The organism is Achromobacter sp. RTa (genome assembly GCF_000757485.1).
Lineage (GTDB): Bacteria > Pseudomonadota > Gammaproteobacteria > Burkholderiales > Burkholderiaceae_B > Achromobacter.
On the sequence record NZ_JPYO01000007.1, the window covers coordinates 52,962 to 79,019 of the forward strand.

The following is a 26,058-nucleotide window of genomic DNA, read 5'->3' on the forward strand; positions in this document are numbered from 1 at the left end:
ATGCGCGGATCGATGCGCCTGCCCGCGTCCACCCTGCGGCGCATGATCAGGCTTGGGCGGTTTCCCGATCCCAGGCGGCCAAGGCGCGCGCGGCCGGCGCCACGCGTTCGCGCTCGGCGCTGGAGAGCCCCGTCAGCAGCGGCAGCATCGGCCCCATGTCCGCAACGCCCGACAACGTCACCGCATCGTGCAGCACCCGGATCGGGCTGATGCCGTCGCGGCAGTCTTCCAGCGCCAGGTAGTTTTCGCGCACCGCCTCGGCCTCCTCGTAGCGGCCGTCGCGCAGCAGATGCAACAGGCGCATGGAACCGCGCGGCGCCACGCAGACCGATCCGGAAGTAAAGCTCTTCAGCCCGAAGTCGCGATAGTGCACGATGGCCGGACGCTCGCCGATGCCGCTGACGATCCAGCGCGAATCCACGGCCTGCAACAGGGACGACAGGTACGCGTCCCGCGAGGGGTCGTCGCGCACGACCGCGTACTTGAACGCCACGATGCGGCCTTCCTCGATCAGCCTGGCCGCGGTGGCGGGCGCCAGGTAGTCGGCCGATTTGAGATAGATCACGGCGGGCTTGCCCAGGGCGTCCGTGAAGCGCCGCACGCCTTCGGCCAGCCCCGCATCGGTGTAGGGGAAGGACATGGGCAGCAGCATGGCCGTGGGAAACGCGCGCGAACGCAGGATCGCGGCCTGGTCCATCATCTTGCCGAAGTCGGGCCCCACCGAAGGGAGGATCCAGGTATCGGCCCCGGCCAGCTCGGCCAGCATGTCGACGATGCGCGCGTACTCGCTCACGCCCACGTTATAGAAGTTGGCGTTGCCGCCATACATGACGTTGCGCACGCCGCCCGCTTCCAGGTGGCCGAGCAGGGCCTGGTTGGCCTTCACGTTCAAGGACAGATCGTCGTGGCGCGCCAGCGGCGGCACGGCGATGACCGAACGCTGAAGATCCTGCGCGGTGACCGGGGAAGTTTTCATGGATGGGGCTCCTGGCTGACGGTCGGATGACTAGGTGAAAAAAGTATACTTGGTTGACAAGCATAACCTCAATACATATATTTGTTTTACAAGTAGACCGGCAGCATAAATGCAAGGCGCCGCGGGTGATGCCCGGGGCGGAATACCCCATCAACGATGCGCGGCCACGCGCACACCGAGGAGACGAATTCCATGCATGCAGCCCCCGTGCGAGGCCGGTCCGTCACGGCCGCCCTGTTCGCCGCCACCCTGGCCGCCGCCGTCCTGCCGGCCGCCCCGGCCCTGGCCGAGTACCCGGAACGCGAAGTCCGGATCATCGTGCCCTTCCCCGCCGGCGGCACGACCGACATCGCGGCGCGCGTGGTCGCCGCGGAACTCGGCAAGGCCTGGAACAAGCCCGTCGTCGTCGACAACAAGGCAGGCGCGGGCGGCAACGTCGGCACGGCCGAGGCCGCGCGCGCCGCGCCGGACGGCTACACCCTGCTGATGGGCACCGTCAGCACCCACGCGATCAACCAGTCCGTCTACGCCAAGCTGCCCTACGATCCGGTCAAGGATTTCGTGCCGGTGACGCTCGTCATCCCCGTGCCCAACATCCTCGAGCTGAACCCCAAGTTCGCCGACAAGCACGGTATCCGTAACGTCGCGGACCTGATCAAGTACCTGAAGGCCAACCCCGGCAGCGTCAACATGGCGTCCACCGGCAACGGCACCTCCACGCACTTGTCCGGCGAGCTGTTCCAGAACATGACGGGCACGCGCATGACGCACGTGCCCTACAAGGGCAGCAGCCCCGCGCTGACCGACGTGATGGCAGGCTCGGCGGACCTGATTTTCGACAACCTGCCCTCTTCCATGGGCTTTCTCAAGAGCGGCAAGCTGCGCCCGCTGGCCGTCACGAGCGCCCAGCGTTCCCCCGCCCTGCCCGACGTGCCCACGATGGCGGAAGCCGGCGTGAAGGGCTACGACGCGTCCAGCTGGTTCGGCCTGCTGGCGCCCGCCGGCACGCCGGCGGCGGTGGTCGACAAGGTCCAGCGCGACGTGGCGGCCGCGCTGCGACTGCCCGCCGTGCGAGCGCAGCTGCAGGCCCAGGGCGCGACGCCGTCCGGCAACACCCCCAGCGAATTCAAGCAGTTCATGGCGCAGGAATCCGCCAAATGGGCTGAGGTCGTGAAGAAATCCGGCGCCAAGGTCGATTGACCCTGCGCCGATCCGGGCCCGTCCGCAACGCGTGGGCGGCGGGCTCATCACAGCATCACGCGAACCTGGAGACACCATGAACAAACTACTGAGCGCCGTAGCCGCGGCGGCCGCTGCCGCGGCGGGCGCCGTCCTGCTTGGCGCGCCGGCCGCGCACGCGGCCGGCTATCCCGACAAGCCCGTCACGATGATCGTTCCCTTCGTGCCGGGCGGCTCGTCCGACATCACCGCGCGTTCGGTCACCCCCGCGCTCACGAAACTCCTCGGACAGACCTTCGTGGTCGAGAACAAGCCTGGAGCGAACAGCGCGATCGGCGCCCAGGCGCTGGCCCGCTCCACTCCCGACGGCTACACCATGATGGTGGGCTCGATCGGCACATTCGCCATCAACGAGGCTCTCTACAAGACCCTGTCCTACAACCCCAGCAAGGACTTCGAATACCTGACGCAGGCGGTGCGCAACCCCAACGTGCTCGTCGCCGCGCCCAATTTCCCCGCCGCCACCGTCGCGGAACTGGTGGACTACGCGAAGAAGAACCCGGGCAAGGTGTCGTATGCCTCGTCCGGCACGGGCTCCTCCGACCACCTGTCCGCCGTGCTGTTCCGCCAGCGCACCCAAAGCACGGGCGTGGACGTGCCCTACCGCGGCGGCGGCGCAGCCATCGCCGACCTGATCGGCGGGCAGGTCAACGTGTCGTTCCAGAACCTGGGCGCCGTCCAGACCCACATCAAGGCGGGCAAGCTCAAGGCGCTGGCGATCACCGGCGACGCGCGCGCCGCCGACCTGCCGGACGTGCCGACCCTGGCCGAAGCTGGCATCAAGGACATGGTGGTGTATTCCTGGCAAGGCTTCGCCGTGCCCAAGGGCACCCCGGCGCCCATCGTCCAGCAATTGTCGAAGGCGCTGCAGACCGCCCTGCGCGAGCCCCAGACCGAGAAAACGCTGCAAGGGCTGGGCTTCGAGGTCGTGGCGAACACGCCGCAGCAGTTCACCGCGTTCCAGCAGGCCGAGGTCAAGCGCTGGAAGGAAGTCATCAAGCAGGCCAACATCCAGCTGGAGTGACTCCGGGAATGCCCTTGCCGGGATGCCCCTCGCGGGCATTCCCGGCCTTATCCGCGCCCGGATCAAGTAGCATCGGTATTTTGCCACCCACCTGTACGACAACATGACCACCAAGCATCGCATCATCCAGGTCGGCTCGCTGGCCGGTTCTCCTTCCGCCAACCAGAGCCTCGCAGAGCGCTACGACGTCGTCGAGCTGTGGAAATACCCCGACCGCAAGGCCGCGCTGGCCGAGCACGGCAAAGGCATCACCGCGGTCGTCACCTCCGCCAACTACGGCGCCGACGCCGAACTGATCAACGCCCTGCCGGACCTGAAAGCCATCTGCAGCTGGGGCGTCGGCTATGAAACCATCGACATCCAGGCCGCCAGGCAACGCGGCGTGCAAGTCAGCAATACCCCCGACGTGCTGACCGACTGCGTGGCGGACCTGGCCTGGGGCCTGCTGATCGCCGGCGCGCGCCGCATGGGCCAGGGCGAACGATTCGTCCGCGCGGGCCACTGGGGCCAGGTGCACGGCAGCATCCCGCTGGGCCAGCGCGTCAGCGGCAAGAAGCTGGGCATCGTCGGCCTGGGCCGCATCGGCGAGGCCATCGCGCGCCGCGGCGCGGGCTTCGACATGGACGTCCGCTACCACAACCGCCGCAAGCGCGACGACGTGCAGTACGGCTACGAGGCCACCCTCACCGGCCTGGCCGAATGGGCGGATTTCCTCATCGTGGCGACGGTCGGCGGCGCCGGCACGCGCCACTTGGTGAACCGCGAAGTGCTGGAAGCGCTGGGCCCCACCGGCATCATCGTCAACATCGCGCGCGGCCCCGTCATCGACGAAGCCGCGCTGGTCGACGCGCTGCAGGCCGGCAAGCTCGGCTGCGCCGCGCTGGATGTGTTCGAGCACGAGCCCAAGGTGCCCGAAGCGCTGATCACCAGCGACAAGGCCGTGGTCCTGCCGCATATCGGCAGCGCCACGCTGGAGACACGCATGAGCATGGAGAACCTCATGCTGGAGAACCTGCAAGCGTACTTCGAGACCGGCCGCGTGATCACGCCGGCGGAGTAGCGCGCCGCCCGCGGGCGGCCCGACCGGACGCCCGAACCGGACACCCAAACGAAAAAGCCTCTCGGCGCCCATACCGAGAGGCTTTCGACTTTCCGGCCCCCGCGGGAATCGGAAGTCGTTTGCGCAAAGGAACCCGGGCCTCGCGGCCCGCCGCGATTACTTGGCCGGCGTCGCGGCTCCGGACTTGTCCATCTTCGCGGCTCCGCCCGACTTGCCCGCCTCGTGCTTGGCGGAGGTTTTGTCGGACTTGTGATGCTTGTGCTGCGCCTGGGTCTTGCTTTCGCCCGTCTTGGCCGAGGCATCGGCGCCAGCCGCAAACGCGCTTGGCGCAGCGGCAAGACCGAGGCACAGGGCCGAGGTGGACAGGAACGCAGCGATACGGGAGTGAGTCGTCATTTCATGACCTCCAGAATGTATAAAGGCCTGGGCCTTTTCCAACACGGGGCGGCAACATCACCGCTGAACCCGTATCGGGTTGGAGCATGACACCCGTGGAAGGTTCAGCGCGGAACCAGAAAATTTCTGCCGCTAACGGTTCGAAATGGGTTCGAAATGACTTCGCAAGAATCAGCTCTCGAACGCCAGCAGCGCGACGGTGGCGAAGAGCATAAGCGCGAAGCAGGCTCTCAGCTTGCGTTCAGGAAGCCGGTACGCAAGCTTGACGCCCACCGGCACGAACAACAGGCTGCCTATCGCCAGGGGCGCCCCAACCAGCCAGTCGGCCTGCCCGGCCCACGTGTAGGTGATCAGCGCAATGGTGGATCCGGGGATCACCATGCTCAGGGCCAGCGCCTGCGCGGTGGTCTGGGACAGGCGGAACACCGTGGTGATGATGGGCACGGCCAGCACCGCTCCGCCCACGCCGAAGAAACCTCCCAGGGTGCCGCACAGGATGCCCAGCACGCTGGCGCGGCGCGGCGTGAAGACGGGCGCCTCGCCCTTGGCCGACGGCTTGCGCGCGGCGGCGGGGCGCGATGCGCGCCACGTCTGCCATACGTAGAAAAGCGCGATGAAAAACAGAAAGACCGCGAAGCTGCGGCGCAGGATGCCGGAATCGATGCCCAGCGCCAGCCGCGCGCCCACCCAGGTGAACACGACGGCGCCCGCCGCGCCCGCCAGCGCCACGCGCTTGTCGATGCGAACCTGCTGGTTGTACTTGCGCACCGCCATCATGATGGTGGGCAGGACCATGATGAGCGCCGTTCCCTGGGCCAGCTGCTGCGACATGCCCATCAACAGCACCAGCGCGGGAATAGCGATCAGGCCGCCGCCGATGCCCAGCACGCCCCCCATGAAACCGATCAGGCCTCCGGCGGCCAGGCAGGCCGCGATAACTAACAGACTCAAGTCTTGCTCCAGCAGGCGCCGCCCATCATGGGCGGGCAAACAGAATACGGATGTTCGAACCGCCGCAGCCCATGCCGGGCGGCGGCGTCAACGCAGTTTGTCCAGCGCGGCGTCCAGGCGGTCCACGGCCCAGATTTCCAGCCCTTCGATCGCTTGGCGCGGGGCGTTGGCCTTCGGGATCAGGGCGATCGAGAATCCCAGCTTGGCCGCTTCGCGCAGGCGTTCCTGGCCGCGCGGCGCGGGCCGGATCTCCCCGGCAAGCCCCACTTCGCCGAACGCGATCAGGCCGCGCGGCAGCGGCTTGTCGCGCAGCGAGGACATGATGGCCAGCAGCACCGGCAGGTCGGCCGCCGGCTCCGTGATGCGCACGCCGCCCACCGCGTTGACGAACACGTCCTGGTCGAACGTAGACACGCCCGCATGCCGGTGCAGCACGGCCAGCAGCATCGCCAGCCGGTTGCCTTCCAGGCCGACCGTCAGCCGGCGCGGATTGGGCGCGTGCGAAGAATCCACCAGGGCCTGGATTTCCACCAGCAGCGGGCGCGTGCCCTCTTGCGTGGCCATCACGCAGGACCCGGCCACCTGCTGCTCGTGCTGCGACAGGAACAGGGCGGAAGGGTTGGCCACGCCGCGCAGCCCGCGGTCCGTCATGGCGAAGACGCCCAGCTCGTTGACCGCGCCGAAGCGGTTCTTGAAGGCGCGCACCAGACGGAACGACGAATGCGTGTCGCCCTCGAAATACAGCACGGTATCCACGATGTGCTCGAGCACGCGCGGCCCCGCCAGCGCGCCGTCCTTGGTGACGTGGCCGATCATGACGATGGCGATGCCCGTCTGCTTGGCCAGGCGGGTAAGCTGCGCCGCGCACTCCCGCACCTGCGACACCGAGCCCGGCGCGGCGCTCAGCTCGCCGCTGTACAGCGTCTGGATCGAGTCGATCACGGCCACGGTCGGCTTCTGTTCGGACACGGCGGCCTGGATGGCTTCCAGCCGGATTTCCGCCAGCAGGTTGACGTTGCCGGTCTGCAGGCCCAGGCGGCGCGCGCGCAGCGCCACCTGCTCGGCGGATTCCTCGCCGGTGACGTACAGCACGTTGGTGGTCGTGGATAGGGAGGCCAGCGCCTGCAGCAGCAGCGTCGACTTGCCGATCCCGGGATCGCCCCCGATCAGCACCACGGCGCCTGCCACCAAGCCCCCGCCGAGCACGCGGTCGAATTCGTCCAGCCCGGTGGGCTGGCGCGGCGTTTCGCGGGCTTCGATTTCGGACAGGCTGCGCACCGGGCTGCTCGAGGCAAGCGGCGCGTAGCGGTGGGCGGAAGCGGCCGGAGTCGAGGACTCGACCGTTTCTTCCAGCGTGTTCCAGGCGTTGCAATGCGGGCATTTGCCCTGCCACTTCGGGGTGGTGCCGCCGCAATCGGCGCAGACATATACGGTTCGGGATTTGGCCATGCGCGAAAGTTTACCGGCATCCACTTGCGGCCGCCCGGAAGAGCGCGGCCATTGAGCGCGCTGGCTCCGTCTTCACGCACCGCTTTGGCGCATCGGGCTTTCGTTTTGCTTCCAGAAAAAGGGCCGCAGCGAAGTTACATGATGCAAACTCAAGAAATTTCCTGCCGGATTTCTTCAAATCGCGCATAATCGACAAGTGCAGCGCATTGTCGAACCGCCCGGTCCAGGGCGGCATACCCGCAGCCGCACGCCCGCCAGGGCGCAGCAGTGGGAATCGCGGCGCATTCACCCGCGGCTTTCCAGGAAGCCGCCTAAACCGGAACAGGACCCGAGCTGCAACGAGACCGCCGGACGAACCGGCGCGGCGCACGCGGAGGTCAAACGCGGATGCGCCCTGCCACCAGGCGCATGCGCGAGGAGTACGCGCATGAGCATTACCTACCGCCCCCCTTTCGACGAAGACGATGAACGGGATCTGCGCGCCCTGTACCGTCGGCCCGGCCCCGGATCCAGCCCCGAACTGGACGCGGCGGTGCGCCGCAGCTGGCATCCTGGCCATAGCTGGCATCCGGCCTGGGGCGCGGCCGCCTGCGCCGCGATGGTCATCGGGCTGTTCGCATGGACCGACATGCGCGAGGCACAGCAGGACCTGGCCGACCAGGCCGCGCAACTGATCGCCCCGCACGAATCCGCGTCGAGCCCGGATCGGTCCGCCGCTCCGCCCGTCCAGGCGGAAGCGCCCGCCGCGCAGCCCTCGCCCGCCGCCCTGCGTGAAGCCGCCCCCCAGGGCGATGCGTCTCCGCCCCAGGCCGTGCCGGCTCAGGAAGCGGCGCCAGCCGCCGGTCAGCAAGCGGCCGAAACGCCGCAAGGCGAAGCCGCCGCCGAGCAAACGGCCCCGTTCAGCGAGCAGGACATCGATGCCCGCGTGGCCCATATCCGCTCCCTGATGCAGGCCGACCAGCAGGACGACGCCGTGCAGGCGCTGCGCGAATTGCAAGAGGGCGCCCCCGATCTGGCGCTGCCCGACGACCTGCAGGAACTGGCCGACCAGAACCCCGCCTGAACCCGCCATCCGGCCCCGGCATCGGAGCCCGCCTGCCCGGCGGGTCCGGTGTCCGCGCACTGGGCACACCGGGCAGGAACCGCGCGGCTTCTTGCTAACATACCCGCATGAGCCCGAGCTTCCACCACCGCAACCTTCCCCATCTGCTGCTGTACGCGCGCGAAACGCTGATGGCGCATTTCCGCCCCATCCTGCACGAGGCGGGCGTCACCGAACAGCAATGGCGGGTCTTGCGCACCTTGAGCGAAGTGGGCGCCATGGAACCCAACCAGATCGCGCGCAGCTGTCAGATCCTCAGCCCCAGCCTGACCCGCATGCTGGCCGGCATGGAGGAACAGGGCTTGATCAAGCGCGTGCGCTCCAGCGCCGACCAGCGGCGCCAGGAAATCTCGCTTACGCCCAAGAGCAACAAGCTCATCGACCGCATGCGCCCCCAAGTAGACGCGAAGTACCAGGAGATCGAGGCCAGGATCGGCAAGGAGTTGCTGGAACGGCTCTACCGCGACGTGGACACGATGGTCGACCTGATCAAGCGCGACTCCGACGCGCCGCGCGCGCCCGACGAGGCCTGATCAATCCGGCACGGGGAAGATCGCGTTGATCTGACCCGTTCCGGAACTGGCGAAGTAGTCGGTGACGATCTCCACCGGCTTGTCGTATCCATCCCAGCCCAGCAGGCCCAGCAGCATGGCCGTGTCGTGCATGCCGCCCTCGCCCACGCACAGCTCGGCGTAGTCGGGCAGCATGGCGCAGAAGGCTTTCCAGTCGCCCTGGCGCCACAGCTCCACCACGCGCAGGTCCACCTGCCGGAAGAACTCCCGGCTGATCTGATGCATCGCGGCTTCGGGGCTGCCGTTGTCGTTGAAGCGGTGCGACAGCGAGCCGCTGGCCAGCACCGCCACGCGGCTGTCGCTTTCTTCGATGGCCTGGCGCAGCGCGGCCCCGAAGCGCCGGCTTTCATCCAGCGCGTGCCAGGCGCACCAGGCCGCCACGGACACCACGTTGAAGCGGCCGTCCCCGTTCATGTAGCGCATCGGCACCAGCGTGCCGTATTCCAGCTCCAGGCTGTCGATTTCGTGCGATCTGGCGCCCACGCCGGCTGCGTTCGCGCATTCGGCGATGCGGCGGCCCAGTTGCGGATTGCCGCGATAGGCGTAATCCATGTCTTTGATGAAATGCGGCAGTTCGTTGCTGGTGTAGCGGCCTTTGAAACCCGCATTGCAATTGACGTGGTAGCCGGCGTTGACCAGCCAGTGCACGTCCAGCACGACAAGGGTGTCCACGTCCAGGTCCCGGCACCGCTGGCCGATGATGCGGTGCCCTTGGATCGCGGCTTCCCGGCAGCCCTGGTGTTTGCCGGGAAGCTCCGACAGGTACATGGACGGCACATGCGTCACCTTGGCCGCCAGCGCGAGCTTGCCCATGATCTGGTCTCCTTCGTTCTCGTGAATTGCAGCGGGCTCAGACGCCCCATTTCGGAATGTGGTGGCTGCCCATCGACAGGCACACGTTCTTGATCTCGGCGAAGACTTCGTAGCTGTATTCGCCGCCTTCGCGCCCCGTGCCGGATTCCTTGGTGCCGCCGAAGGGCTGGCGCAGGTCGCGCACGTTCTGGCTGTTGATGAACACCATGCCGGCTTCGATGCCACGGGCAAGGCGATGCGCGCGGCCGATATCGCTGGTCCAGACATACGACGCCAGGCCGTACTTCACGTCGTTGGCCAGCGCCAGGCCTTCGGCCTCGTCCTCGAACGGCAACAGGCAGGCGACGGGGCCGAAGATCTCTTCCTGCGCGCAGCGCATGCGGTTGTCGACGTCGGCCAGCACCGTGGGGCTGACGAAGTTTCCGCCCGCAAGACTGGCCGGCAGGCCCGCGGGACGGCCGGCGCCGCCCGCGAGGATGCGCGCGCCTTCCTGCTCGGCCAGGCGGATGTAGCCCGTGACCTTTTCCCAGTGCGCGCGCGAGATCATTGCGCCCACGTGGGTCTTTTCGTCGGTCGGGTCGCCCACGGCCAGCCGGCGCGCCCGCTCCGCGAACCTCCGCACGAAATCGTCATAGATGGTCCGCTGCACGAAAATCCGCGAACCGGCGGTGCAGCGTTCGCCGTTGAGCGAAAAGATGGTGAACAGGGCCGCGTCCAGCGCGCGCTCCACGTCCGCATCGTCGAAGACCAGCACGGGGGACTTGCCGCCCAGCTCCATGGAGTACTTCTTGACGCCGCCCGCGCTGGCCAGGATCTTCTTGCCCGTGGCCGTGCCGCCCGTGAACGAGATTGCGCGCACGCCGGGATGCCGCACCAGCGCGTCGCCCGCCGTGGCGCCATAGCCCTGCACCACGTTCAGCACGCCGGCCGGAATGCCGGCCTCCAGCGCCAGCATGCCCAGTTGGTCGGCCGTCAGCGGCGACAGCTCGGACATTTTCAGCACGGCGGTGTTGCCCAGCGCCAGGCAAGGGGCCGTCTTCCAGGTGGCCGTCATGAACGGAACGTTCCATGGCGATACCAGCGCGCACACGCCCACGGGCTGGTACAGCGTGTAGTTGAGCATCTGGTCGTCCACCGGATAGGTGTGGCCGTTCATTCGGGTGCACACCTCGGCGAAGAAATTGAAATTCTCGGAGGCGCGCGGGATCAGCTGCTTGCGGGTCTGTGAAATAGGAAGGCCGGTATCGCGCGTTTCCAGTTCGGCCAGCGCCGGCACGTTCTGGTCGATCAGCTCGCCCAGCCTGCGCATCAGGCGGGCGCGTTCCTTTGCGGGAGTGCCGGCCCACTTGGGAAAGGCCTCGGCCGCGGCGGCTACGGCCGCATCGATTTCCGCCTGGCCGCCCGCGGCCACTTCGCCGATGGCCTCGCCCGTGGCCGGGTTGTAGGTGATGAAGCGGTCCGGGCTGTCGACCTGCCTGCCGTTGATCCAGTGTTTGATGCTCACGCTCGGCTCCTTGGCCTGGGTCTGCGCCGGAACCGTCCGGGCAGATATAATTAACACGTTAACATTATGCTGGCCCGCCCCCACTGTCAACGGCGGGAAACCCCGAACCGGACGGGTCTACCCGCGCATTGTCACTGCCGGCCCTTTTCGCTAAACTAATTAACATGCTAATTACTTTGTGTGGAGCGTGCCATGCCCCATATCTGGATTGAGTATTCGGGCAACCTGGCCCTGGATACCGCCAAGCTGATGCGGACGGTGCAGGATGCCGCCGTGGGCGACGGCAGCCTGTTCCCGCTGGCAGGCGCGCGCACCCGGGCCCTGCGCGTGGACGACTGCCTGATCGTCGACGGCCATCCCGACAACGCCTTTGTCCACGTGGTGCTGCGCATCGGCCACGGCCGCAGCGATGCGCAGAAAGCCGCGCTGGGCGAGCGCGTGTTCCGGGCGCTGACGGCGGAGCTGGCCCCGGCGATGGCCTCGCGCCCTCTCGGCATTTCGATGCAGATCGAAGAGGCCGACCCGGTGCTGAACTACAAGCTCAACAACTACCGCGATTACCTCGCGGCGCGCGCCGCTCGGGCGGCCACGCCCATGCCCAGGACGGTGGTGGGCGCGGCCCTCAATACGCCCGAGGCGCTGGCCGCGCTGGGCGAGGCCATCGACGCCGCGCCCTACAAGGGCGCTCCCAAGGCGCCCGTGCTCTACATCAAGCCCGCCAACACTTATGCGCGCGATGGCGCCGCCATCACGCTGCCTGCCGACGTGGACGAAGTGGAGATAGGGGCCTGCCTGGGCGTCGTGTTCTCGCGCCGCGCCACCCGCGTCGACGAAGCCGAGGCGCTGGACTACGTGGCGGGCTACCGCGTCGTCGCCGACCTGTCCGTGCCGCACGCCAGCTACTTCCGCCCCGCGCTCAAGCAGAAGTGCCGCGACGGCTTCTGCCCCATCGGCGCGGAATTCGCGCCCGCCGCGTCCATCGCCGATCCCGACGCGCTGGACATCGAGGTGCGGATCGACGGCGTGGTGGCGCAGCGCGCCAGCACGGCGGGCCTGATCCGGCCGGTGGCCCGCCTGATCGCCGACGTGACCCGGTTCATGAGCCTGGAGGCGGGCGACATCCTGCTGGTCGGCGCCCCGCCGGGCGCGCCGCGCGCGCGCGCCGGCCAGCGCTACGACATCCGCATCGCGCAGGTCGGCACGCTGGCCAATACCCTGGCGGCGCAGCGCGCCGGCCTGTGACCGAAGGAGCCTCGCGATGAAACATGCCCGCATTTCCCTGGACGGCGCCATCCATGCCGCGACCGAAGCCGGCCCGGGTCGCGTCCGGCTGGCCGATGGCCGCGAACTGCCCGAAGACGCGGTGACGTGGCTGCCGCCCATCGAGCCCCGCACGACGTTCACGCTGGCCATCAATTACGCCGACCACGCCAAGGAGCTGGCGTTCAAGGCGCCCGAGGAGCCGCTGGGCTTCCTGAAGGCCGCCAACACGTTCATCGGCCACCGCTCGCAGACCTTGCGCCCCGCCGACGTCGCCTTCATGCACTATGAATGCGAGCTGGCCGTGGTGATCGGCAAGACGGCCAGCAAGGTCGGCCGCGACCAGGCCTACGGCTACGTGGCCGGCTACACGGTGGCCAACGACTACGCGCTGCGCGATTACCTGGAAAACTGGTACCGCCCCAACCTACGCGTGAAAAGCCGCGACACCTGCACGCCCCTGGGGCCTTGGCTGGTGGACCGGGACGACGTCCCGGACCCCATGAACCTGAACCTGCGCACCACCGTCAACGGCGTCGAAACGCAGCGCGGCAACACGCGCGACATGGTGTTCGACGTGCCCGCGCTGATCGAGTACTTCAGCAGCTTCATGACGCTCTCGCCCGGCGACCTGATCCTGACGGGCACGCCCGACGGCGTCGTCAACGTCCAGCCCGGCGACGAGGTCGTGACCGAAATCGAAGGCATCGGCCGGCTGGTCAACACGCTGGTCCCCTACCCGACTTGAATCCCCACCCATCAGGAATCCGCATGCTGGACACCCACACCGTGCGCGCCATCGCCGCGCGCCTGCACGACGCCGAACGCGCCCGACGGCAGATCCGCCAGGTCTCGCTCGAACACCCCGACATCGATATCGCCGACGCCTACGCCATCCAGCGCGCCTGGATGGACATCAAGCTGGTCGAAGGCCGCGTCAAGCGGGGCCACAAGATCGGGCTGACCTCGCGCGCCATGCAGCAGGCCTCCCAGATCGACGAGCCGGATTTCGGCATGCTGCTGGACGATATGTTCTTCGACGACGGCGCCGACATACCGGCCGGCCGGTTCATTCTGCCGCGGCTGGAGGTCGAACTTGCCTTCGTGCTGGGCAAGCGCCTGCAGGGCCCCGGCGTCACGCTGTTCCAGGTATACGACGCCGTGGACTACGTGATCCCCGCGCTGGAGATCATCGACGCGCGCTCGCATGGCATCGATCCCGACACCAAGCGCCCCCGCAAGGTGTTCGACACCATCGCCGACAACGCGGCCAACGCGGGCGTGGTGATGGGCGGACGGCCCGTGAAAATCGGCGACCTGGACCTGCGCTGGATCGGCGCCATCCTGTCGCGCAACGCCGTGATCGAAGAAACGGGCGTGGCCGCCGGCGTCTTGAACCATCCCGCCAATGGCGTAGTATGGCTGGCTAACAAGCTGGCCGCCCATGACGTGGCGCTGGAAGCGGGCGAGATCGTCCTGTCGGGCTCCTTCACCCGGCCGGTGGCCGCCCGCGCCGGCGACACCTTCAACGTCGACTACGGCGCGCTCGGCTCCGTCAACTGCCATTTCATTTGAGCGATCTGCCGCCCATGGACATCCTGACCAATACCTTCAAGCGCGCCCTGCAAGACGGCAAACCCCAGATCGGCCTGTGGGCCGGCCTGTGCAACGCCTACTCCATCGAGATCGTCGCGGGCGCCGGCTTCGACTGGCTGGTGATCGACGGCGAGCATTCACCCAACACGCTGCAGACCACGCTTGCGCAGCTGCAATCGATGGCGGCCTATCCGGCGGCCCCGGTGGTGCGGCCCGCCTGGAACGATGCCGTCCTGATCAAGCAGATCCTGGACGCGGGCGCGCAGACGCTGCTGGTGCCCATGGTGCAATCCGCCGAGGAAGCCGAGGCCGCCGTCGCGGCGGTGCGCTATCCGCCGCAAGGCATCCGCGGCGTAGGCAGCGCGCTGGCCCGCTCGTCGCGCTGGAACCGCATCCCCAACTACCTGGAACGCGCCAACGACGAAATGTGCGTGCTGGTGCAGATCGAAACCCCGCGCAGCGTCGAAGCGCTCGACGAAATCCTTGCCGTGGACGGGGTGGACGGCGCCTTCATCGGGCCGGCCGACCTGTCGGCCAGCATGGGATACCTGGGCCAGCCGGACCACCCGGAAGTCACCAAGGCAATCGACGACGTGATCAAGCGCATCGTCCGTTCCGGCAAGGCCGCCGGCATCCTGCACAGCGGCATCGAACAGGCCAGGCACTACCTGTCGTTGGGCGCCACCTTCGTCGCCGTGGGCGTGGACGCCATCCTGCTGGCGCGCGCGGCCGAACAACTGGCGGGCCAGTTCAAGAACGTCGCCGCGCCCGCCGCCTCGAAGGGCCCCTACTGAGCGTACCGAGCGCTACGCGGCCCTGGCCGCGCCGAGAAATGCCCGCAGTGCCGCATTGAACAGAAGCGGACATTCCAGGTGCGCGGCGTGTCCGCTGTCCGGCAGGACGCACAGGCTGCCCTGGTCCAGCGCCGCCCGCAGGGCCAGCGCCGAGGCCAGCGGATGGCTGCGCTCATGCTCGCCCAGGATCACCAGCGCCGGCGCTTGGGCCATGCGCAGGCGCTGGCTGAAATCCACGCCCTGTGCGGCCTCGATCATCGCCGCCCCGCCTGCCGCGCTCATGGACGCGCCGTCCTCCAGGCACGCTGCGTAGGCCGGATGCCGTTCTCCCTCCCTGAACCAGGTCGCCAGCACGCGGCGGGCCGTGGCCCCCGGGCCATCCGCGCGCAGACGCGCCAGGGTCTGCTCGATGGATTCGAAGCGCGCGGCGGGATCCATCCGCAAGCCCGAACCGTACAGCACCGCGCGCCCGACCCGGGCCGGCGCATCGCAAAGCAGCTGCTGCACGACGAAGCCGCTGAATGAATGGCCCAGGACGTCGAAGCTGGAGAAGCCCAGATCGTCGGCCAGCGCCAGCAGCGCCCGCGCATAGGCGGGCAAGCCCCGCAGCGGCTCCGCCCGCGAGGCGCGCCCGAAGCCGGGCCAATCCGGCGCGATCACGTCGCGCGTGTCCGCCAGCTCCGCCATCAGGTCCCGCCAGATCGCGGACGACGAGCAGAAGCCATGCAGCAGGAACAACGGCCGGCCCGAGCCTCGGCGTTCGAATTCCATGGCGCCCTCCTCAGTTGTCCAGCACCACGCCGGACTCGCGCACCACGGCCTGCCATTGGCGGGCTTCGTTCCGCCATTCCTCGGCGAACGACGCCGGCGAGTCCCGTCCGGGCACGAAGCCGTTGGCAAGATAGGCCTGGCGCACCTCGGGCAGGTCCAGCACCTCGCGCAAGGCGCCGGCAAAACGCGCGACGCGGTCGGCCGGCGTGCCCTTGGGCGCGGCAAACCCCCACCAGTTGCCCTGCACCACGTCCGGCATGCCGGCCTCGGCGGCGGTGGGCACGTCGGGCAAGCCGGCGAAGCGCTGTGGCGCCGCCACGGCCAACGCCCGGACCCTGCCCTGCGGCATGTAGGCGGCCGCTATGCTGTAGCCCCCGACATACATCTGGATCTCGTTCGCCAGCAGGGCCTGCACGCCCGGCGTCGAACCGCGGTAGGCGATGTGCGTCATGCCGGCGCCCATCGCCTTGGACAGGCGGTAGGCCGACAGGTGGGGCGTGGTGCCCATGCCCGGCGAACCGTAGTTCAGCTTGCCCTTCTGCGCGCGCGCATACTGCTCGAAGTGCGGGTAGTCCGCCGCCGGGACCTGCGAGCCGACGTAGACGAAGGCCGGCACGTCCGCCAGCTTGCCCACGGGCTCCAGGTCCGCCAGGGGATCGAAGCCCAGCTTCCGGTACAGGAACTGGTTGATGACGAAATTGTTGGTCGCGCCCAGCACCAGCGTGTAGCCGTCCGGCTTCGCGCGCGCGACTTCCTGCGCGCCGATATTGCCGCCGGCGCCCGTCTTGTAATCCACCACCACGGGCTGGCCCAGGCGCTTCTCCAGCAAGGGCTGGATCTGCCGCATGGCGACGTCGCCCGCCGCGCCCGGCGCGTAGGGCAGCACGATGCGGATGGGATGATCGGGATACTGCGCCCGGGCGGCGGGCGGCGAGACCGCCGCGCCCAAGGCAAGCAAAACGGATACGGCGCAAGTCCGGTACGTCATGGTGTTCTCCCTGGCCGGCGGGCTGCGGGCCCGCGGCACGCCGTCCCGAAGGCCGGTTCTTGTTCCCCGCGCAGGCTAGAGATCGATGCGCATCAGGTCGTGGGCCAGCCGCAGCGGGCCGGAGTAGTTCTTGCGGATGTCGGCCACGATCTCGTCCATCAGGTGCGGGCCCATCAGGTCCACCGGCAGGTGCTTGGCCGCGGCGCGCTTGAGCACGGGGCTGGTGGAATCGAAGTGCCCGAAGTGCGTGGCCACCAGGCTCTTCACATTGGCCTCGCGCGCGATCTTGCCAAGATCGGTCGGGCTCGTGTGCGCGTACGTGCCCACGCCAGTCTTGGCGCGATGGGCGATGAACGATTCGGGAAACGTGCACTCGTGGATGAGCAGGTCCGCGTCCCGGGCCAGGCGCACCATGGCCTCGCAAGGCGCGGTGTCGCCGCTGAACGCGATGACCTTGCCTTCCGCCTCCACGCGCACGCCGAAGCACTCACAGACCTCGCGCGGGATGTGCTCGACCCAGTCCACCGAAATGCGGACCTTGCCGTCCTCGAAGACCACGCCCGGGCTGACTTCGCGCACCTCGGGCCGGGCTGCCTCGATATTGGCCTGGCGCACCGGATAGGCGCTGCGCGCCCGGAAATCCGTCTGGTACGCGCCGTTCTCGAACAGGTGGTCGACGAAGTGGCGCGTGCCCTTCGGCCCCAGCACCAGCGGCGCGCCCTGCCTGTTCAGCATCCAGCTGGAGATCACGAAATAGGGGTAGTCGCAGATATGGTCGTGGTGCAGGTGCGTCAGGAACACGAAGCCGACCTTCGCAGGGTCGACATTGGCGCGCACCATCTGGCGCGTGGCGCCCTCGCCGCAATCGAACAGGTAGTGCGTATCGTCATCCAGCGTCAGCAGGATGGCGGATTGGCCCCGGTCGGGATCGGGCAGCGCGGCGCCGGTGCCCAGCATCGTGATCTTCATGGTTTCCCCTTTTTCGCAGCACGGTTGAACTGCGATCCAGTATAGGTACGGGGTGCATACAATCTAATCAATTATTAGAATGCTGTGATAACCAATCGGAATCTTAAAAACCATGCCATCGACGCCGCGGATTCCCGAGCTTCGCCACATCGGCGGCCGTTTGCGCATGCGCCATCTCGACCTGCTGCGGGCGCTGTACGCGCAGGGCAGCGTGCACAAGGCCGCCGCCGAGCTCGGCATGACCCAGCCCGCCGCCAGCAAGCAGCTGCTGGAACTGGAAGACATGTTCGGCGTGCCGCTGTTCCAGCGCACGCGCCGCGGCATCACGCCCACCGGATTCGGGCACGCGCTGGCGCGCAAAGCGGACGTGCTCTGGTCCGACCTGTCCGGCGCGCGCAACGAGATCGCCGCCCTGGCCGCGGGCGCCAGCGGGCGTATCCGAGTCGGCGTGCAACAGGTAGCGCTGCCCGTCCTGGTGCCGCGGGCCCTGCAGCGCTTGCGCGCCGATCATGCCGGCGTCACCGTCATGCTGCAGGAAGGCGCGCACGACATGCTCCTGGCGGGCCTGGCCCGCGGCGAATTCGACTGCGTGCTGGGGCGGCTCATGCTGGACGCGACCCAGCCCGTGTTCCGCACCGAGGTGCTGTACGAAGAACCGATATGCGTGGTGGCGCGCATCGGCCATCCGCTGGCGGCATCCACCCGCATTACCGCCGCCGCGCTGGCGCGGCAGGACTGGATACTGCCACCGCCGCAAGCGCCGCTGCGCCAACGCATCGACGCCTACTTCACCGAACAGGGGCTGACCTTGCGCGCGCCCATGGCCGAATCGGTATCGCTGCTTGCCAACGAGGTGCTGTTGCGCAGCAGCGATTTGCTGTCGGCCATGCCGCGCGCGGTGGCCCAGCACTATGCCGCCATGGGCGTGCTGGCCATCCTGAGGTTCCGCCCCGACTGGACCCTGCCGCCCGTCGGCGTGGTGCAGCGGGCACAGGTCGACGCGGCGCCGGCGCTGCTGCGCTTTCTGGACGCGTTGCGCCTGGAGGCCAGCGCGCTGGGCGAATAAAGCCTACGCCTGGCGGCCTCACGCATACTGGGCGAGGCCGCGGCCGAGCGACCAGTTCTCTTTCGCCACCTCCACCAGACTCACGAACACGTCCTCCGAGCGCATGCCCGGGCTGGCGCCCAGGCGTTCGGCGATCCGCCGGAACAGCGCCTTCTTCTGCTCCGCGCTGCGGGTATTGCTCGCCGTGATCTGGATGAACACGAGGTCGTCGCTGCGCGCAACATCGAGATAGGTTGCGCCATAACGGAAGTTCGCGGCGTCATGCTCGGTCATGGCCATGAACTGGTCGTCGTCGGGTACGTTGAATGTTTCGCGCAACGCCTGGTAGACGCCATCGAAAATGGCCTGGCGATAGGCTTCCGTCTTTCCGGCGCGCAATGAGATGTGAACGAGCGGCATGGTGGGTTCTCCATAGAATGCCGCTTCATGTTATCTATTCTGATACGCTATCTGTGCATATATCAGAGATAAATATTTGAAATGACTGAACGCGCGCTGGACCTCGATGCCGTCAAGGCCTTCGTCCGCATTGCCGAGCTAGGCAGTTTCACTCAGGCCGCGGAAGCCACGGGCGCCACTCAGGCCGCGGTCAGCTTGAAACTGAAGCGGCTGGAAGAAAGGCTCGGCTTCCGCCTGATCGAACGGACGCCCCGTTATGTGGAGCTTTCGGCGCGAGGCGCCGGCTTTCTGGAACACGCGCGCGAACTCCTGGCCGTGCACGATCGCGCGCTGTCCGCCGTGGCCGAAGCCAGGCAGCGCCTCGCCATCGGCATCAGCGACCATGTCGCCGGCCCCGAGCTACCGGCGCTGATCGCGCGCATGAACGCCCAGAATCCCCAGCTGTTGATCGAAATCCGGATTGCTTCGTCGGCAGACCTGCTCCAGAGCTTCGACCGGCGGGACCTGGACACGGTGATCGTCCGCCTGCATGCCGGCCGCAGCGACGGGAAAATCATCACCCAAGAGAAATTCGGCTGGTTCGCGGCCCCGGGCTGGCAGCACCGCGCAGGCGAACCGCTGCCGCTGGCCACTATGGCGCAGCCTTGCGGCGTGCGCGCGCTCGCCGGCCAGCTGCTGGATGCGGCGGGCATACCCTGGACTGAAGTATTCGTCGGCGGCGGCGTAATGGCCGTCACGGCCGCCGTGATGGCGGGGCTCGGCGTTGCGGCGCTATCGCCGCGCATGCTGCCGTTCGGCGCGGTGGATGCAGGCCCCAAACTGGGGCTGCCGGCCATACCGCAGTTGCCGGTCTTGCTGCACACCCGGGTCAAGGACGGCCGGGCTCGCGATGCGCTCACTGCCCTTTCAGCGGCCTTCCGGAGCGCGGTGCGCGGCTGACGCCGCGCGTTAAGGGCGTTTAAGGGTTACGAACGCCCGGCCAGGCTGCCGCCGCCGTCCACGCCCAGCACCTGGCCGGTAATGAAGCCGGCGTCATCGGACAGCAGGAAGGCGATGGCGGCCGCCACCTCGGCGGGGGTGCCCAGGCGCTTCATGGGCACGGAAGCCAGGGCGCGCTTTTCGCCCTCGCTGCCTGCGGGACGCGTGGCGCGGAACATTTCCGTTTCGATCGGGCCGGGCGCGACCGCGTTGGCGGTGACGCCGTATTCGGCCAACTCCAGCGCCCAGCTGCGGGTGCAGCCCACCAGCGCGCTCTTGGCGGCCGAATAGGCAGTGCGCTCCATGCCGCCATGGATGGCGCGGCTGACCACGTTGACGATGCGCCCGGCGCGGCGCACCTTCATGGATTCGATGAAAGCCTGGGTGACCTGCACCGCCACGCGGACGTTCAGGTCGAGCACGTTGTACAGGGTGGCAAGATCGATTTCGCCCAGCGGCTGGGGCGAGACGATGCCCACGTTGTTGACCACGGCGTCGACGGGGAATTTCTCGCGGATTTCGCGCAGCACTTCCTCGGTGCGGCCGGCGTCGGCCAGGTCACAGGCGTAGAGATAGCCGGGAAAATCCACGTCGGTGGTGTTGCGGGCAATGCCCACCACATGACAGCCCATGTCGGACAGCCGCTGCGTAAGGGCCCAGCCTATGCCTTTGGTGGCGCCCGTGATGAGTACGCATTTGTCCTTCATGGATTGAAACCTCGTCGTCTGTTTTCTTGGTCAAAAACGGGCGCTTGAGCGCCCGGTCTTCCAAGTAGACACCATCCGGCGCCACCTGTCTTGTAAATTGCGTAGCAATTCTTGCACGCCGGACGGCCGGCTCAGGCGTCCCGCGCAACCGGGACGCGCGGCGCGAGCGCGCACAGAAGCTCGTAGCCGATGGTGCCGGCGGCCTGGGCGACCTCGTCCACGGAAGGGCCGTCCTCGCCCCAGAGCGAGACGGGCGTGCCCACGCCGGCCGCGGGAATGGGGCCCAGGTCGACGATCAGCATGTCCATGGACACGCGGCCCACCAGCTGGGTGCGGATGCCGGCCACGACCACCGGCGTGCCGGTCGCGGCGTGGCGCGGGTAGCCGTCGGCGTAGCCGCAGGCCACGATGCCGATGCGCATGGAGCGCTCCGCGCGGAAAATGGCGCCGTAGCCGACGGAATCGCCCGCCTTCAGGTCCTGCACGGCAATGATTTCCGAGCGCAGCGACATGGCCGGCTTCAGGCCGAAGGAGACGGCCTCGGCGTCGGCGAACGGCGAAGCCCCGTAAAGGCAGATGCCGGGGCGCACCCAGTGCGACTGCGTTTCCGAGCCGACCGCGATCTCGGCGAAGCGCAGCGTGGCCGCCGAATTGCAGACGCTGATGGCGCCGGGCAGCTTATGCGTCACCGAATTGAAGAGGCCCAGCTGTTCATTCACGCCCTGGGGGCCGTCGGCGCAGGCGAAGTGGGTCATCTTGCCCACCGAGCCCAGGGTGCCCTGCTGTTGCAGCAGCATGGCGCGTTCGTGCGCCGCGGCGTAGGCGGCCGGGCTGAAGCCCAGGCGGTTCATGCCGGTGTTGAGCTTGAGCATGATGTCAACCCGGCGCGACAGGCGCGCCCGCGCCAGCATGTCCAGCTGCTCGCGGTTGTGCACCGTGGAGCTCAGGTGGTAGCGGTCGACGATGTCCAGGTCGGACGGGTTGAAAAACCCTTCCAGCAGCAGGATCGGCCCGCCCCACCCCGCCTCGCGGCAGCGCACGGCTTCGTCCAGGTCCAGCATCGCCAGGCCCTGCGCCTTGGAGAAACCGGCCACCGCCTGCTCGATGCCATGCCCGTAGGCGTTGGCCTTGATGACCGCCCAGATCGAGGGCGGCAGGCCGGACGCGGCGGCCGCGGTCTGGTCGAGATGGCGGCGCACGGCGGCAAGGTTGTGCGCAAGGGCGGAAACGGAGACGGAGGCTGAAATTGGGCGCGGCATGGTGTGCAATCCTGTGGCGCTTAAGTCTAACTGATCCTTGCCCCCGCGGCATCGCCCCATGCCCGGGTAAAACGGCCGGGGCTCGTTCACCTTAAAATGGGTTCGTCAGGGCCCCCGGGCCGCATCGCAAACCCGCTTTATGTCCATCGATCACTACGAGAACTTCCCCGTCGCCTCGCTGCTGCTGCCGCGCAGGCTGCGCGGCGCCGTGACCGATATCTACCGGTTCGCCCGCGCCGCGGACGACATCGCCGACGAAGGCAGCGCCACGGACGAGGAACGGCTGAATCAGCTGGCCGCGTTCCGCGCCGAACTGCATCGCATCGGCGCCGAGCCGGGCTCGACGCCGGAACCCGGCTCGCCCGAACTGGCCGGCATTTTCAGGCCGCTGGCGGCCACGATCGCCCGCCACCAGTTGCCGATCACCCCTTTCTACGACCTGCTGTCCGCCTTCGAGCAGGACATCAGCGTCAAGCGCTACGAAGACTACGCCACCCTGGCCGACTACTGCACCCGCTCCGCCAATCCGGTGGGCCGGCTGATGCTGCACCTGTTCGAAGCCACCAACCCGCAGAATGTGGACGAAGCGGACGCGATCTGCACCGGCCTGCAGCTCGTGAACTTCTGGCAGGACGTGCGGGTGGACTGGCGCAAGCACCGCGTCTACCTGCCGCAGGAAGACCTGCGCCGCCATGGCGTGACCGACGACGATCTGGCCGCCTGCCGGCTGACGCCCGCATGGCGCGACCTGATGGCTTTCGAGGTGGAACGCGCCCGCGCACTGCTACACTTCGGCGCTCCGCTGGCGCGCCGCCTGCCGGGCCGCATGGGCCTGGAGCTGCGCCTGGTGGTGCAAGGCGGGCTGCGCGTGCTGGAGCGTATCGAGGCGAGCGGCTACGATGTATTCATGAATCGCCCCGAATTGGGCGCCAAGGACTGGGCCATCATGTTGTGGCGCGCAATTACCTGATATGACCCCTGACGAATATTGCCAGGAAAAGGCCGCCAAAAGCGGTTCGAGCTTCTACTACGCCTTCCTGTTCCTGCCGCCCGAGCGGCGGCGCGCCATCACGGCGCTGTACGCCTATTGCCGCGAAGTCGACGACGTGGTGGACGAATGCACCGACCCGTCGCTCGCCCGCGTCAAGCTGGCCTGGTGGCGCACCCAGATCGACCAGATGTTCGACGGCACGCCGGACCACCCCGTGACGCGCGCCCTGCAGCCGCACCTCGAAAGCTGTTCGATCACCCGCGAACGCCTGCTGGCCGTGGTCGACGGCATGGAAATGGACCTGGACCAGACCCGCTACCTGGACTGGCCCGGCCTGCGCAAGTATTGCTGGCACGCCGCGGGCGTGGTGGGCGAGCTGTCCGCCGGCATCTTCGGCTACTCCGATCCCAAAACCCTGGTCTACGCGGAAAAGCTGGGCCTGGCGTTCCAGATGACGAACATCATCCGCGACGTGGGCGACGACGCCCGCCGCGGCCGCATCTACCTGCCGGTCAACGATATGCAGCAATTCGAGGTCAAGGCCTCGGACATCCTGAACGGCCAGTACTCCGAGCGCTTCAGCGCGCTGATGAAGTTCCAGGCCGACCGCGCGCGCGGCCTGTACCGCGAAGCGATGAGCAACCTGCCCGAGGCCGACCGCCGCTCGCAGCGGCCCGGGCTGATGATGGCCGCCATCTACCACGCGCTGCTCGACGAGATCGAGCGCGACAACTGGCAGGTGCTGCATCAGCGGATCTCGCTCACGCCCCTGCGCAAGCTGTGGCTGGCCTGGAAGACCTGGGTGGGCGGCGGACGCGGACTCGTCCGCCGGTTGGCGAGGTGAAGGCCGCGGTCATCGGCGCGGGCTGGGCCGGGCTGGCGGCCAGCGTGGCCCTGCGCGAGGCGGGCGCGAAAGTCACCGTGTTCGAAGCCGGCCATACCCCCGGCGGGCGCGCCCGCCGTGTCTTCCACACTGAATTCGAAGCGCCGCTGGACAACGGCCAGCACCTGCTTTCGGGCGCCTATAAGCACACGCTGGCGCTGATGCGCCGGGTGGGCCGCAATCCGGACGCCCTGCTGATGCGGCGCCCCCTGCAACTGGCCAGCCTGGACGGCCGTTTCCGCCTGTCGGCCCCGCGCCTGCCGGCCCCGCTGCACATGGCCATCGCCATCCTGCGCGCGCGCGGGCTGTCCTGGGCCGACCGGCTGGCCACCCTGCGCCTCATGCGCGGGCTGAAAACCATGTCCTGGACGCCTCCGCGCGACTGGACCGTGCTGCACCTGCTGCACTACCACGGCCAATCCGACGCGCTGATCCGCCAGCTCTGGGAACCGCTCTGCCTGGCCGCGCTGAACACGCCGATGGCCACGGCCAGCGCCGCGCTGTTCGCCCGCGTGCTGCGCGACAGCCTGGCGGGCAGCCGCGAGGACAGCGACATGCTGCTGCCCTGCACCGACCTCTCGGCGCTGTGGCCCGACGCCGCCGCGCGCCAGGTGACCATGCGTTATGGCAGCACGGTGCGCCAGATACGCCCGTCCGCCGAAGGCATCGACATCAACCAGGAACGCTTCGACGCGGCGGTGCTGGCCGTGCCGCCCACCTTCGCCGCCCGGCTGCTGGACGCCCCGCTGCGGGAGGCCGGCGCCGCCGGCCTGCTTGAAGCCCTGAAGGCCTTCGACTACCTGCCCATCGCCACGCTCAACCTGCGGCTGGCGGAGCCCTGGCGCCTGCCCGAGCCCATGATGATGCTGCGCGAGGAATCCGCCCGGGGCCACATCGGCCAATGGCTGTTCGACCGCGCGCAACTGGCCGGCGACACCCGGGCCGGCGAACTGGCCGTGGTGGCCAGCGCCGCCGCCGGCATCGCGGACCGCAACCGCCAGCAGGTCATCGAGGAACTGATCGACCAGGTGGCCGAACAGGCCTCGCGCCATCCCGCGCGCCTGCCCTCCATGCCGGAAGTGACGGCGGCGGAACTCTTCATCGAGAAACGCGCGACCTTCGCCGCGGTGCCGGGCCTGACCCGCCCGCTTAATTCCACGCCCTGGCCCACGCTGGCGCTTGCCGGCGACTGGACCGACACCGGCTACCCCGGCGTGCTGGAAGGCGCGGTGCGCAGCGGCCTACAGGCCGCGCGGGTGCTGGCCCCGCTGGCCGGCTAACGCAGCAGGCTGGCTGTGGCCAGGCCCGCCGCCGTCAGCAGCAGCGAACCCGCCAGGCTGAAGCCCGCGTAGCCGATCGCGGTGCCGTAGGCGCCTCGTTCCAGCATGGCCACCGTTTCCGCCGAGAAGGTCGAAAACGTGGTCAATCCGCCCATGAAACCCGTGATCGCGCCCAGCCGCACCCAGGCCGGCCACTCGGGATGGCCGGCCACCAGGGCCAGCACCAGCCCCACCAGATAGCCCCCCGCGAGGTTCACCGCGAAAGTCCCCCACGGCCAGGACTCGACGTTCAGCCAGAGGCCGACCAGCCACCGGACCCAGGCGCCGAACGCGGCGCCCACGCCCACGGCGAGGAAATTCAGGGGGATCAGGGTCTGGTATGCGGACATCGGGAATCAGGACGCCTTGTGCTGTCTGAGGCGGAAGGAGAAAACCAGCAGAAGTATGCCGAAAAACACGGCGTAGATGCCAATGATCCAGACCAGCGCCAGCGCGCCCGCGCCGGGCTGCATGATGAGCATGCCGCCGAACAGCACGGATACCAGCCCCGACAGGCCGAGCAGCCACTCGTTCCGGATTTCCTTGCGGAAGCGGATGGCGGCGATGATCTGGAACACGCCCGACACCAGCGCCCAGATCGCGATGATGTACAGCAGGATCAGCGCGGTCAGGCCGGGCCAGAGAAAGGTGACGATCCCCGCCGCGACGCCCAGCAGGCCCACCACGATGAGCGCCCACAGCGGCTTGCCGTTGTCCCGGATGCGCACGCCGGCGATCAGCGCCAGCACGCCGTCGGCCAGCGCGAAGGCGCCCCACACCAGCACCAGGGCGGACAGTGTGATGGCTGGCATGGACATGGCCATGAGGCCGAACAGGATGGCTACGACGCCGCGCAGTGCCACCCACCCCCAATGACGACCGATGCGATCCGCGACTTGCTGTTCAAGCATGACGACCTCCGGTGTTTGTAACGGGTGGCCTATCTTATCGCCGCCGGGGCGCAGGCGCCACGCCGCGCCCCGGCCCGCCCG

The 26,058-nt window shown here is 68.2% G+C and carries 28 protein-coding genes; 14 read left to right on the plus strand and 14 right to left on the minus strand.

Annotated features, from left to right (window positions below; translation table 11 throughout):
• Positions 1 to 46: 46 nt before the first annotated feature.
• Positions 47 to 976, minus strand: a complete 930-nt coding sequence (locus tag JL37_RS03965; RefSeq protein WP_043542176.1) for a dihydrodipicolinate synthase family protein — start codon at positions 974 to 976, stop codon at positions 47 to 49.
• Between the two features lie 192 nt (positions 977 to 1,168).
• On the opposite strand from JL37_RS03965, the gene JL37_RS03970 reads away from it, so the two are divergent.
• From JL37_RS03970 to JL37_RS03980, 3 genes are all read left to right on the plus strand, one after another.
• The gene (locus JL37_RS03970) at positions 1,169 to 2,176 is read left to right on the plus strand and encodes a tripartite tricarboxylate transporter substrate binding protein (protein WP_043542313.1); all 1,008 of its coding nucleotides are present in this window, start codon (positions 1,169 to 1,171) and stop codon (positions 2,174 to 2,176) included.
• Between the two features lie 76 nt (positions 2,177 to 2,252).
• On the plus strand, positions 2,253 to 3,239 hold the full coding sequence (locus JL37_RS03975) for a tripartite tricarboxylate transporter substrate binding protein (protein ID WP_043542177.1): 987 nt from the start codon (positions 2,253 to 2,255) through the stop codon (positions 3,237 to 3,239).
• 103 nt (positions 3,240 to 3,342) lie between these two features.
• Positions 3,343 to 4,299: a 2-hydroxyacid dehydrogenase gene (locus tag JL37_RS03980; RefSeq protein ID WP_043542179.1), complete on the plus strand. Its 957-nt coding sequence runs from the start codon at positions 3,343 to 3,345 to the stop codon at positions 4,297 to 4,299.
• A 156-nt stretch (positions 4,300 to 4,455) separates the two neighbouring features.
• On the opposite strand, the gene JL37_RS03985 is transcribed toward JL37_RS03980, so the two are convergent.
• From JL37_RS03985 to radA, 3 genes are all read right to left on the minus strand, one after another.
• Positions 4,456 to 4,695 (minus strand): hypothetical protein, encoded by a 240-nt coding sequence (locus JL37_RS03985; RefSeq protein ID WP_043542180.1) that lies wholly within the window; start codon positions 4,693 to 4,695, stop codon positions 4,456 to 4,458.
• Between the two features lie 171 nt (positions 4,696 to 4,866).
• Positions 4,867 to 5,646 carry a sulfite exporter TauE/SafE family protein gene (locus JL37_RS03990; RefSeq protein ID WP_043542182.1) on the minus strand — a complete coding sequence of 260 codons (780 nt, stop codon included), beginning with the start codon at positions 5,644 to 5,646 and terminating at the stop codon, positions 4,867 to 4,869.
• A gap of 87 nt (positions 5,647 to 5,733) precedes the next feature.
• Entirely contained in the window at positions 5,734 to 7,095 is a 1,362-nt protein-coding gene (gene radA / locus JL37_RS03995) for a DNA repair protein RadA (protein ID WP_043542184.1), read from the minus strand.
• 427 nt (positions 7,096 to 7,522) lie between these two features.
• On the opposite strand from radA, the gene JL37_RS04000 reads away from it, so the two are divergent.
• Positions 7,523 to 8,158 (plus strand): hypothetical protein, encoded by a 636-nt coding sequence (locus JL37_RS04000; RefSeq protein ID WP_043542186.1) that lies wholly within the window; start codon positions 7,523 to 7,525, stop codon positions 8,156 to 8,158.
• A 107-nt stretch (positions 8,159 to 8,265) separates the two neighbouring features.
• Positions 8,266 to 8,730 (plus strand): homoprotocatechuate degradation operon regulator HpaR, encoded by a 465-nt coding sequence (hpaR, locus tag JL37_RS04005; RefSeq protein ID WP_043542188.1) that lies wholly within the window; start codon positions 8,266 to 8,268, stop codon positions 8,728 to 8,730.
• Here hpaR and hpaD read toward each other — a convergent pair whose 3' ends face one another.
• Positions 8,731 to 9,582 (minus strand): 3,4-dihydroxyphenylacetate 2,3-dioxygenase, encoded by an 852-nt coding sequence (hpaD, locus tag JL37_RS04010; protein ID WP_043542189.1) that lies wholly within the window; start codon positions 9,580 to 9,582, stop codon positions 8,731 to 8,733.
• 37 nt (positions 9,583 to 9,619) lie between these two features.
• Complete coding sequence (gene hpaE, locus JL37_RS04015) at positions 9,620 to 11,086, minus strand: 5-carboxymethyl-2-hydroxymuconate semialdehyde dehydrogenase (protein WP_043542192.1); 1,467 nt, start codon at positions 11,084 to 11,086, stop codon at positions 9,620 to 9,622.
• A gap of 192 nt (positions 11,087 to 11,278) precedes the next feature.
• On the opposite strand from hpaE, the gene JL37_RS04020 reads away from it, so the two are divergent.
• Genes JL37_RS04020 through hpaI form a run of 4 tightly spaced genes read left to right on the plus strand, consistent with a single transcriptional unit; the run spans position 11,279 to position 14,736 of the window.
• A complete protein-coding gene (locus JL37_RS04020; RefSeq protein ID WP_043542193.1) occupies positions 11,279 to 12,328 on the plus strand; it encodes a fumarylacetoacetate hydrolase family protein in 1,050 nt (349 codons plus the stop codon).
• Positions 12,329 to 12,344: 16 nt separating this feature from the next.
• Complete coding sequence (locus tag JL37_RS04025; RefSeq protein WP_043542194.1) at positions 12,345 to 13,094, plus strand: fumarylacetoacetate hydrolase family protein; 750 nt, start codon at positions 12,345 to 12,347, stop codon at positions 13,092 to 13,094.
• A gap of 23 nt (positions 13,095 to 13,117) precedes the next feature.
• On the plus strand, positions 13,118 to 13,921 hold the full coding sequence (hpaH, locus tag JL37_RS04030) for a 2-oxo-hept-4-ene-1,7-dioate hydratase (RefSeq protein WP_043542196.1): 804 nt from the start codon (positions 13,118 to 13,120) through the stop codon (positions 13,919 to 13,921).
• A gap of 14 nt (positions 13,922 to 13,935) precedes the next feature.
• Entirely contained in the window at positions 13,936 to 14,736 is an 801-nt protein-coding gene (hpaI, locus tag JL37_RS04035; RefSeq protein WP_043542198.1) for a 4-hydroxy-2-oxoheptanedioate aldolase, read from the plus strand.
• A gap of 12 nt (positions 14,737 to 14,748) precedes the next feature.
• Here hpaI and JL37_RS04040 read toward each other — a convergent pair whose 3' ends face one another.
• The 3 genes from JL37_RS04040 to JL37_RS04050 all read right to left on the minus strand — a co-directional run bounded on the left by JL37_RS04040 (position 14,749) and on the right by JL37_RS04050 (position 17,464).
• Positions 14,749 to 15,507 (minus strand): alpha/beta fold hydrolase, encoded by a 759-nt coding sequence (locus JL37_RS04040; RefSeq protein WP_043542199.1) that lies wholly within the window; start codon positions 15,505 to 15,507, stop codon positions 14,749 to 14,751.
• Between the two features lie 10 nt (positions 15,508 to 15,517).
• On the minus strand, positions 15,518 to 16,495 hold the full coding sequence (locus JL37_RS04045) for a tripartite tricarboxylate transporter substrate binding protein (RefSeq protein WP_043542200.1): 978 nt from the start codon (positions 16,493 to 16,495) through the stop codon (positions 15,518 to 15,520).
• A gap of 75 nt (positions 16,496 to 16,570) precedes the next feature.
• A complete protein-coding gene (locus JL37_RS04050; protein WP_043542202.1) occupies positions 16,571 to 17,464 on the minus strand; it encodes an MBL fold metallo-hydrolase in 894 nt (297 codons plus the stop codon).
• A gap of 112 nt (positions 17,465 to 17,576) precedes the next feature.
• Between JL37_RS04050 and JL37_RS04055 the strand changes: the two genes are divergently transcribed.
• Complete coding sequence (locus JL37_RS04055) at positions 17,577 to 18,530, plus strand: LysR substrate-binding domain-containing protein (RefSeq protein ID WP_043542203.1); 954 nt, start codon at positions 17,577 to 17,579, stop codon at positions 18,528 to 18,530.
• Positions 18,531 to 18,548: 18 nt separating this feature from the next.
• On the opposite strand, the gene JL37_RS04060 is transcribed toward JL37_RS04055, so the two are convergent.
• Positions 18,549 to 18,929: a tautomerase family protein gene (locus tag JL37_RS04060; RefSeq protein WP_043542205.1), complete on the minus strand. Its 381-nt coding sequence runs from the start codon at positions 18,927 to 18,929 to the stop codon at positions 18,549 to 18,551.
• A gap of 81 nt (positions 18,930 to 19,010) precedes the next feature.
• On the opposite strand from JL37_RS04060, the gene JL37_RS04065 reads away from it, so the two are divergent.
• The gene (locus JL37_RS04065) at positions 19,011 to 19,868 is read left to right on the plus strand and encodes a LysR substrate-binding domain-containing protein (RefSeq protein ID WP_043542206.1); all 858 of its coding nucleotides are present in this window, start codon (positions 19,011 to 19,013) and stop codon (positions 19,866 to 19,868) included.
• 26 nt (positions 19,869 to 19,894) lie between these two features.
• Here the strand turns inward: JL37_RS04065 and JL37_RS04070 are convergent, their stop codons facing one another.
• The gene (locus JL37_RS04070) at positions 19,895 to 20,614 is read right to left on the minus strand and encodes an SDR family oxidoreductase (RefSeq protein ID WP_043542208.1); all 720 of its coding nucleotides are present in this window, start codon (positions 20,612 to 20,614) and stop codon (positions 19,895 to 19,897) included.
• Positions 20,615 to 20,745: 131 nt separating this feature from the next.
• Entirely contained in the window at positions 20,746 to 21,873 is a 1,128-nt protein-coding gene (alr, locus tag JL37_RS04075; RefSeq protein WP_043542210.1) for an alanine racemase, read from the minus strand.
• A 139-nt stretch (positions 21,874 to 22,012) separates the two neighbouring features.
• Here alr and hpnC point away from each other — a divergent pair, with 139 nt between their 5' ends.
• From hpnC to hpnE, 3 genes are read left to right on the plus strand one after another with little or no spacing between them, the layout of a single operon-like run.
• A complete protein-coding gene (gene hpnC / locus JL37_RS04080; protein ID WP_043542212.1) occupies positions 22,013 to 22,843 on the plus strand; it encodes a squalene synthase HpnC in 831 nt (276 codons plus the stop codon).
• A 1-nt stretch (position 22,844) separates the two neighbouring features.
• Positions 22,845 to 23,708, plus strand: coding sequence for a presqualene diphosphate synthase HpnD (hpnD, locus tag JL37_RS04085; protein ID WP_043542215.1), 864 nt, complete (start codon positions 22,845 to 22,847; stop codon positions 23,706 to 23,708).
• Positions 23,705 to 25,027 (plus strand): hydroxysqualene dehydroxylase HpnE, encoded by a 1,323-nt coding sequence (gene hpnE, locus JL37_RS04090; RefSeq protein WP_043542216.1) that lies wholly within the window; start codon positions 23,705 to 23,707, stop codon positions 25,025 to 25,027. The genes hpnD and hpnE overlap by 4 nt, the downstream gene beginning before the upstream one ends.
• On the opposite strand, the gene JL37_RS04095 is transcribed toward hpnE, so the two are convergent.
• Positions 25,024 to 25,416: a fluoride efflux transporter CrcB gene (locus JL37_RS04095; RefSeq protein ID WP_043542218.1), complete on the minus strand. Its 393-nt coding sequence runs from the start codon at positions 25,414 to 25,416 to the stop codon at positions 25,024 to 25,026. The two genes, hpnE and JL37_RS04095, sit on opposite strands and share 4 nt — an antisense overlap.
• Positions 25,417 to 25,422: 6 nt before the next feature.
• Positions 25,423 to 25,977 carry an HdeD family acid-resistance protein gene (locus JL37_RS04100; RefSeq protein WP_043542221.1) on the minus strand — a complete coding sequence of 185 codons (555 nt, stop codon included), beginning with the start codon at positions 25,975 to 25,977 and terminating at the stop codon, positions 25,423 to 25,425.
• Positions 25,978 to 26,058 lie beyond the last annotated feature (81 nt).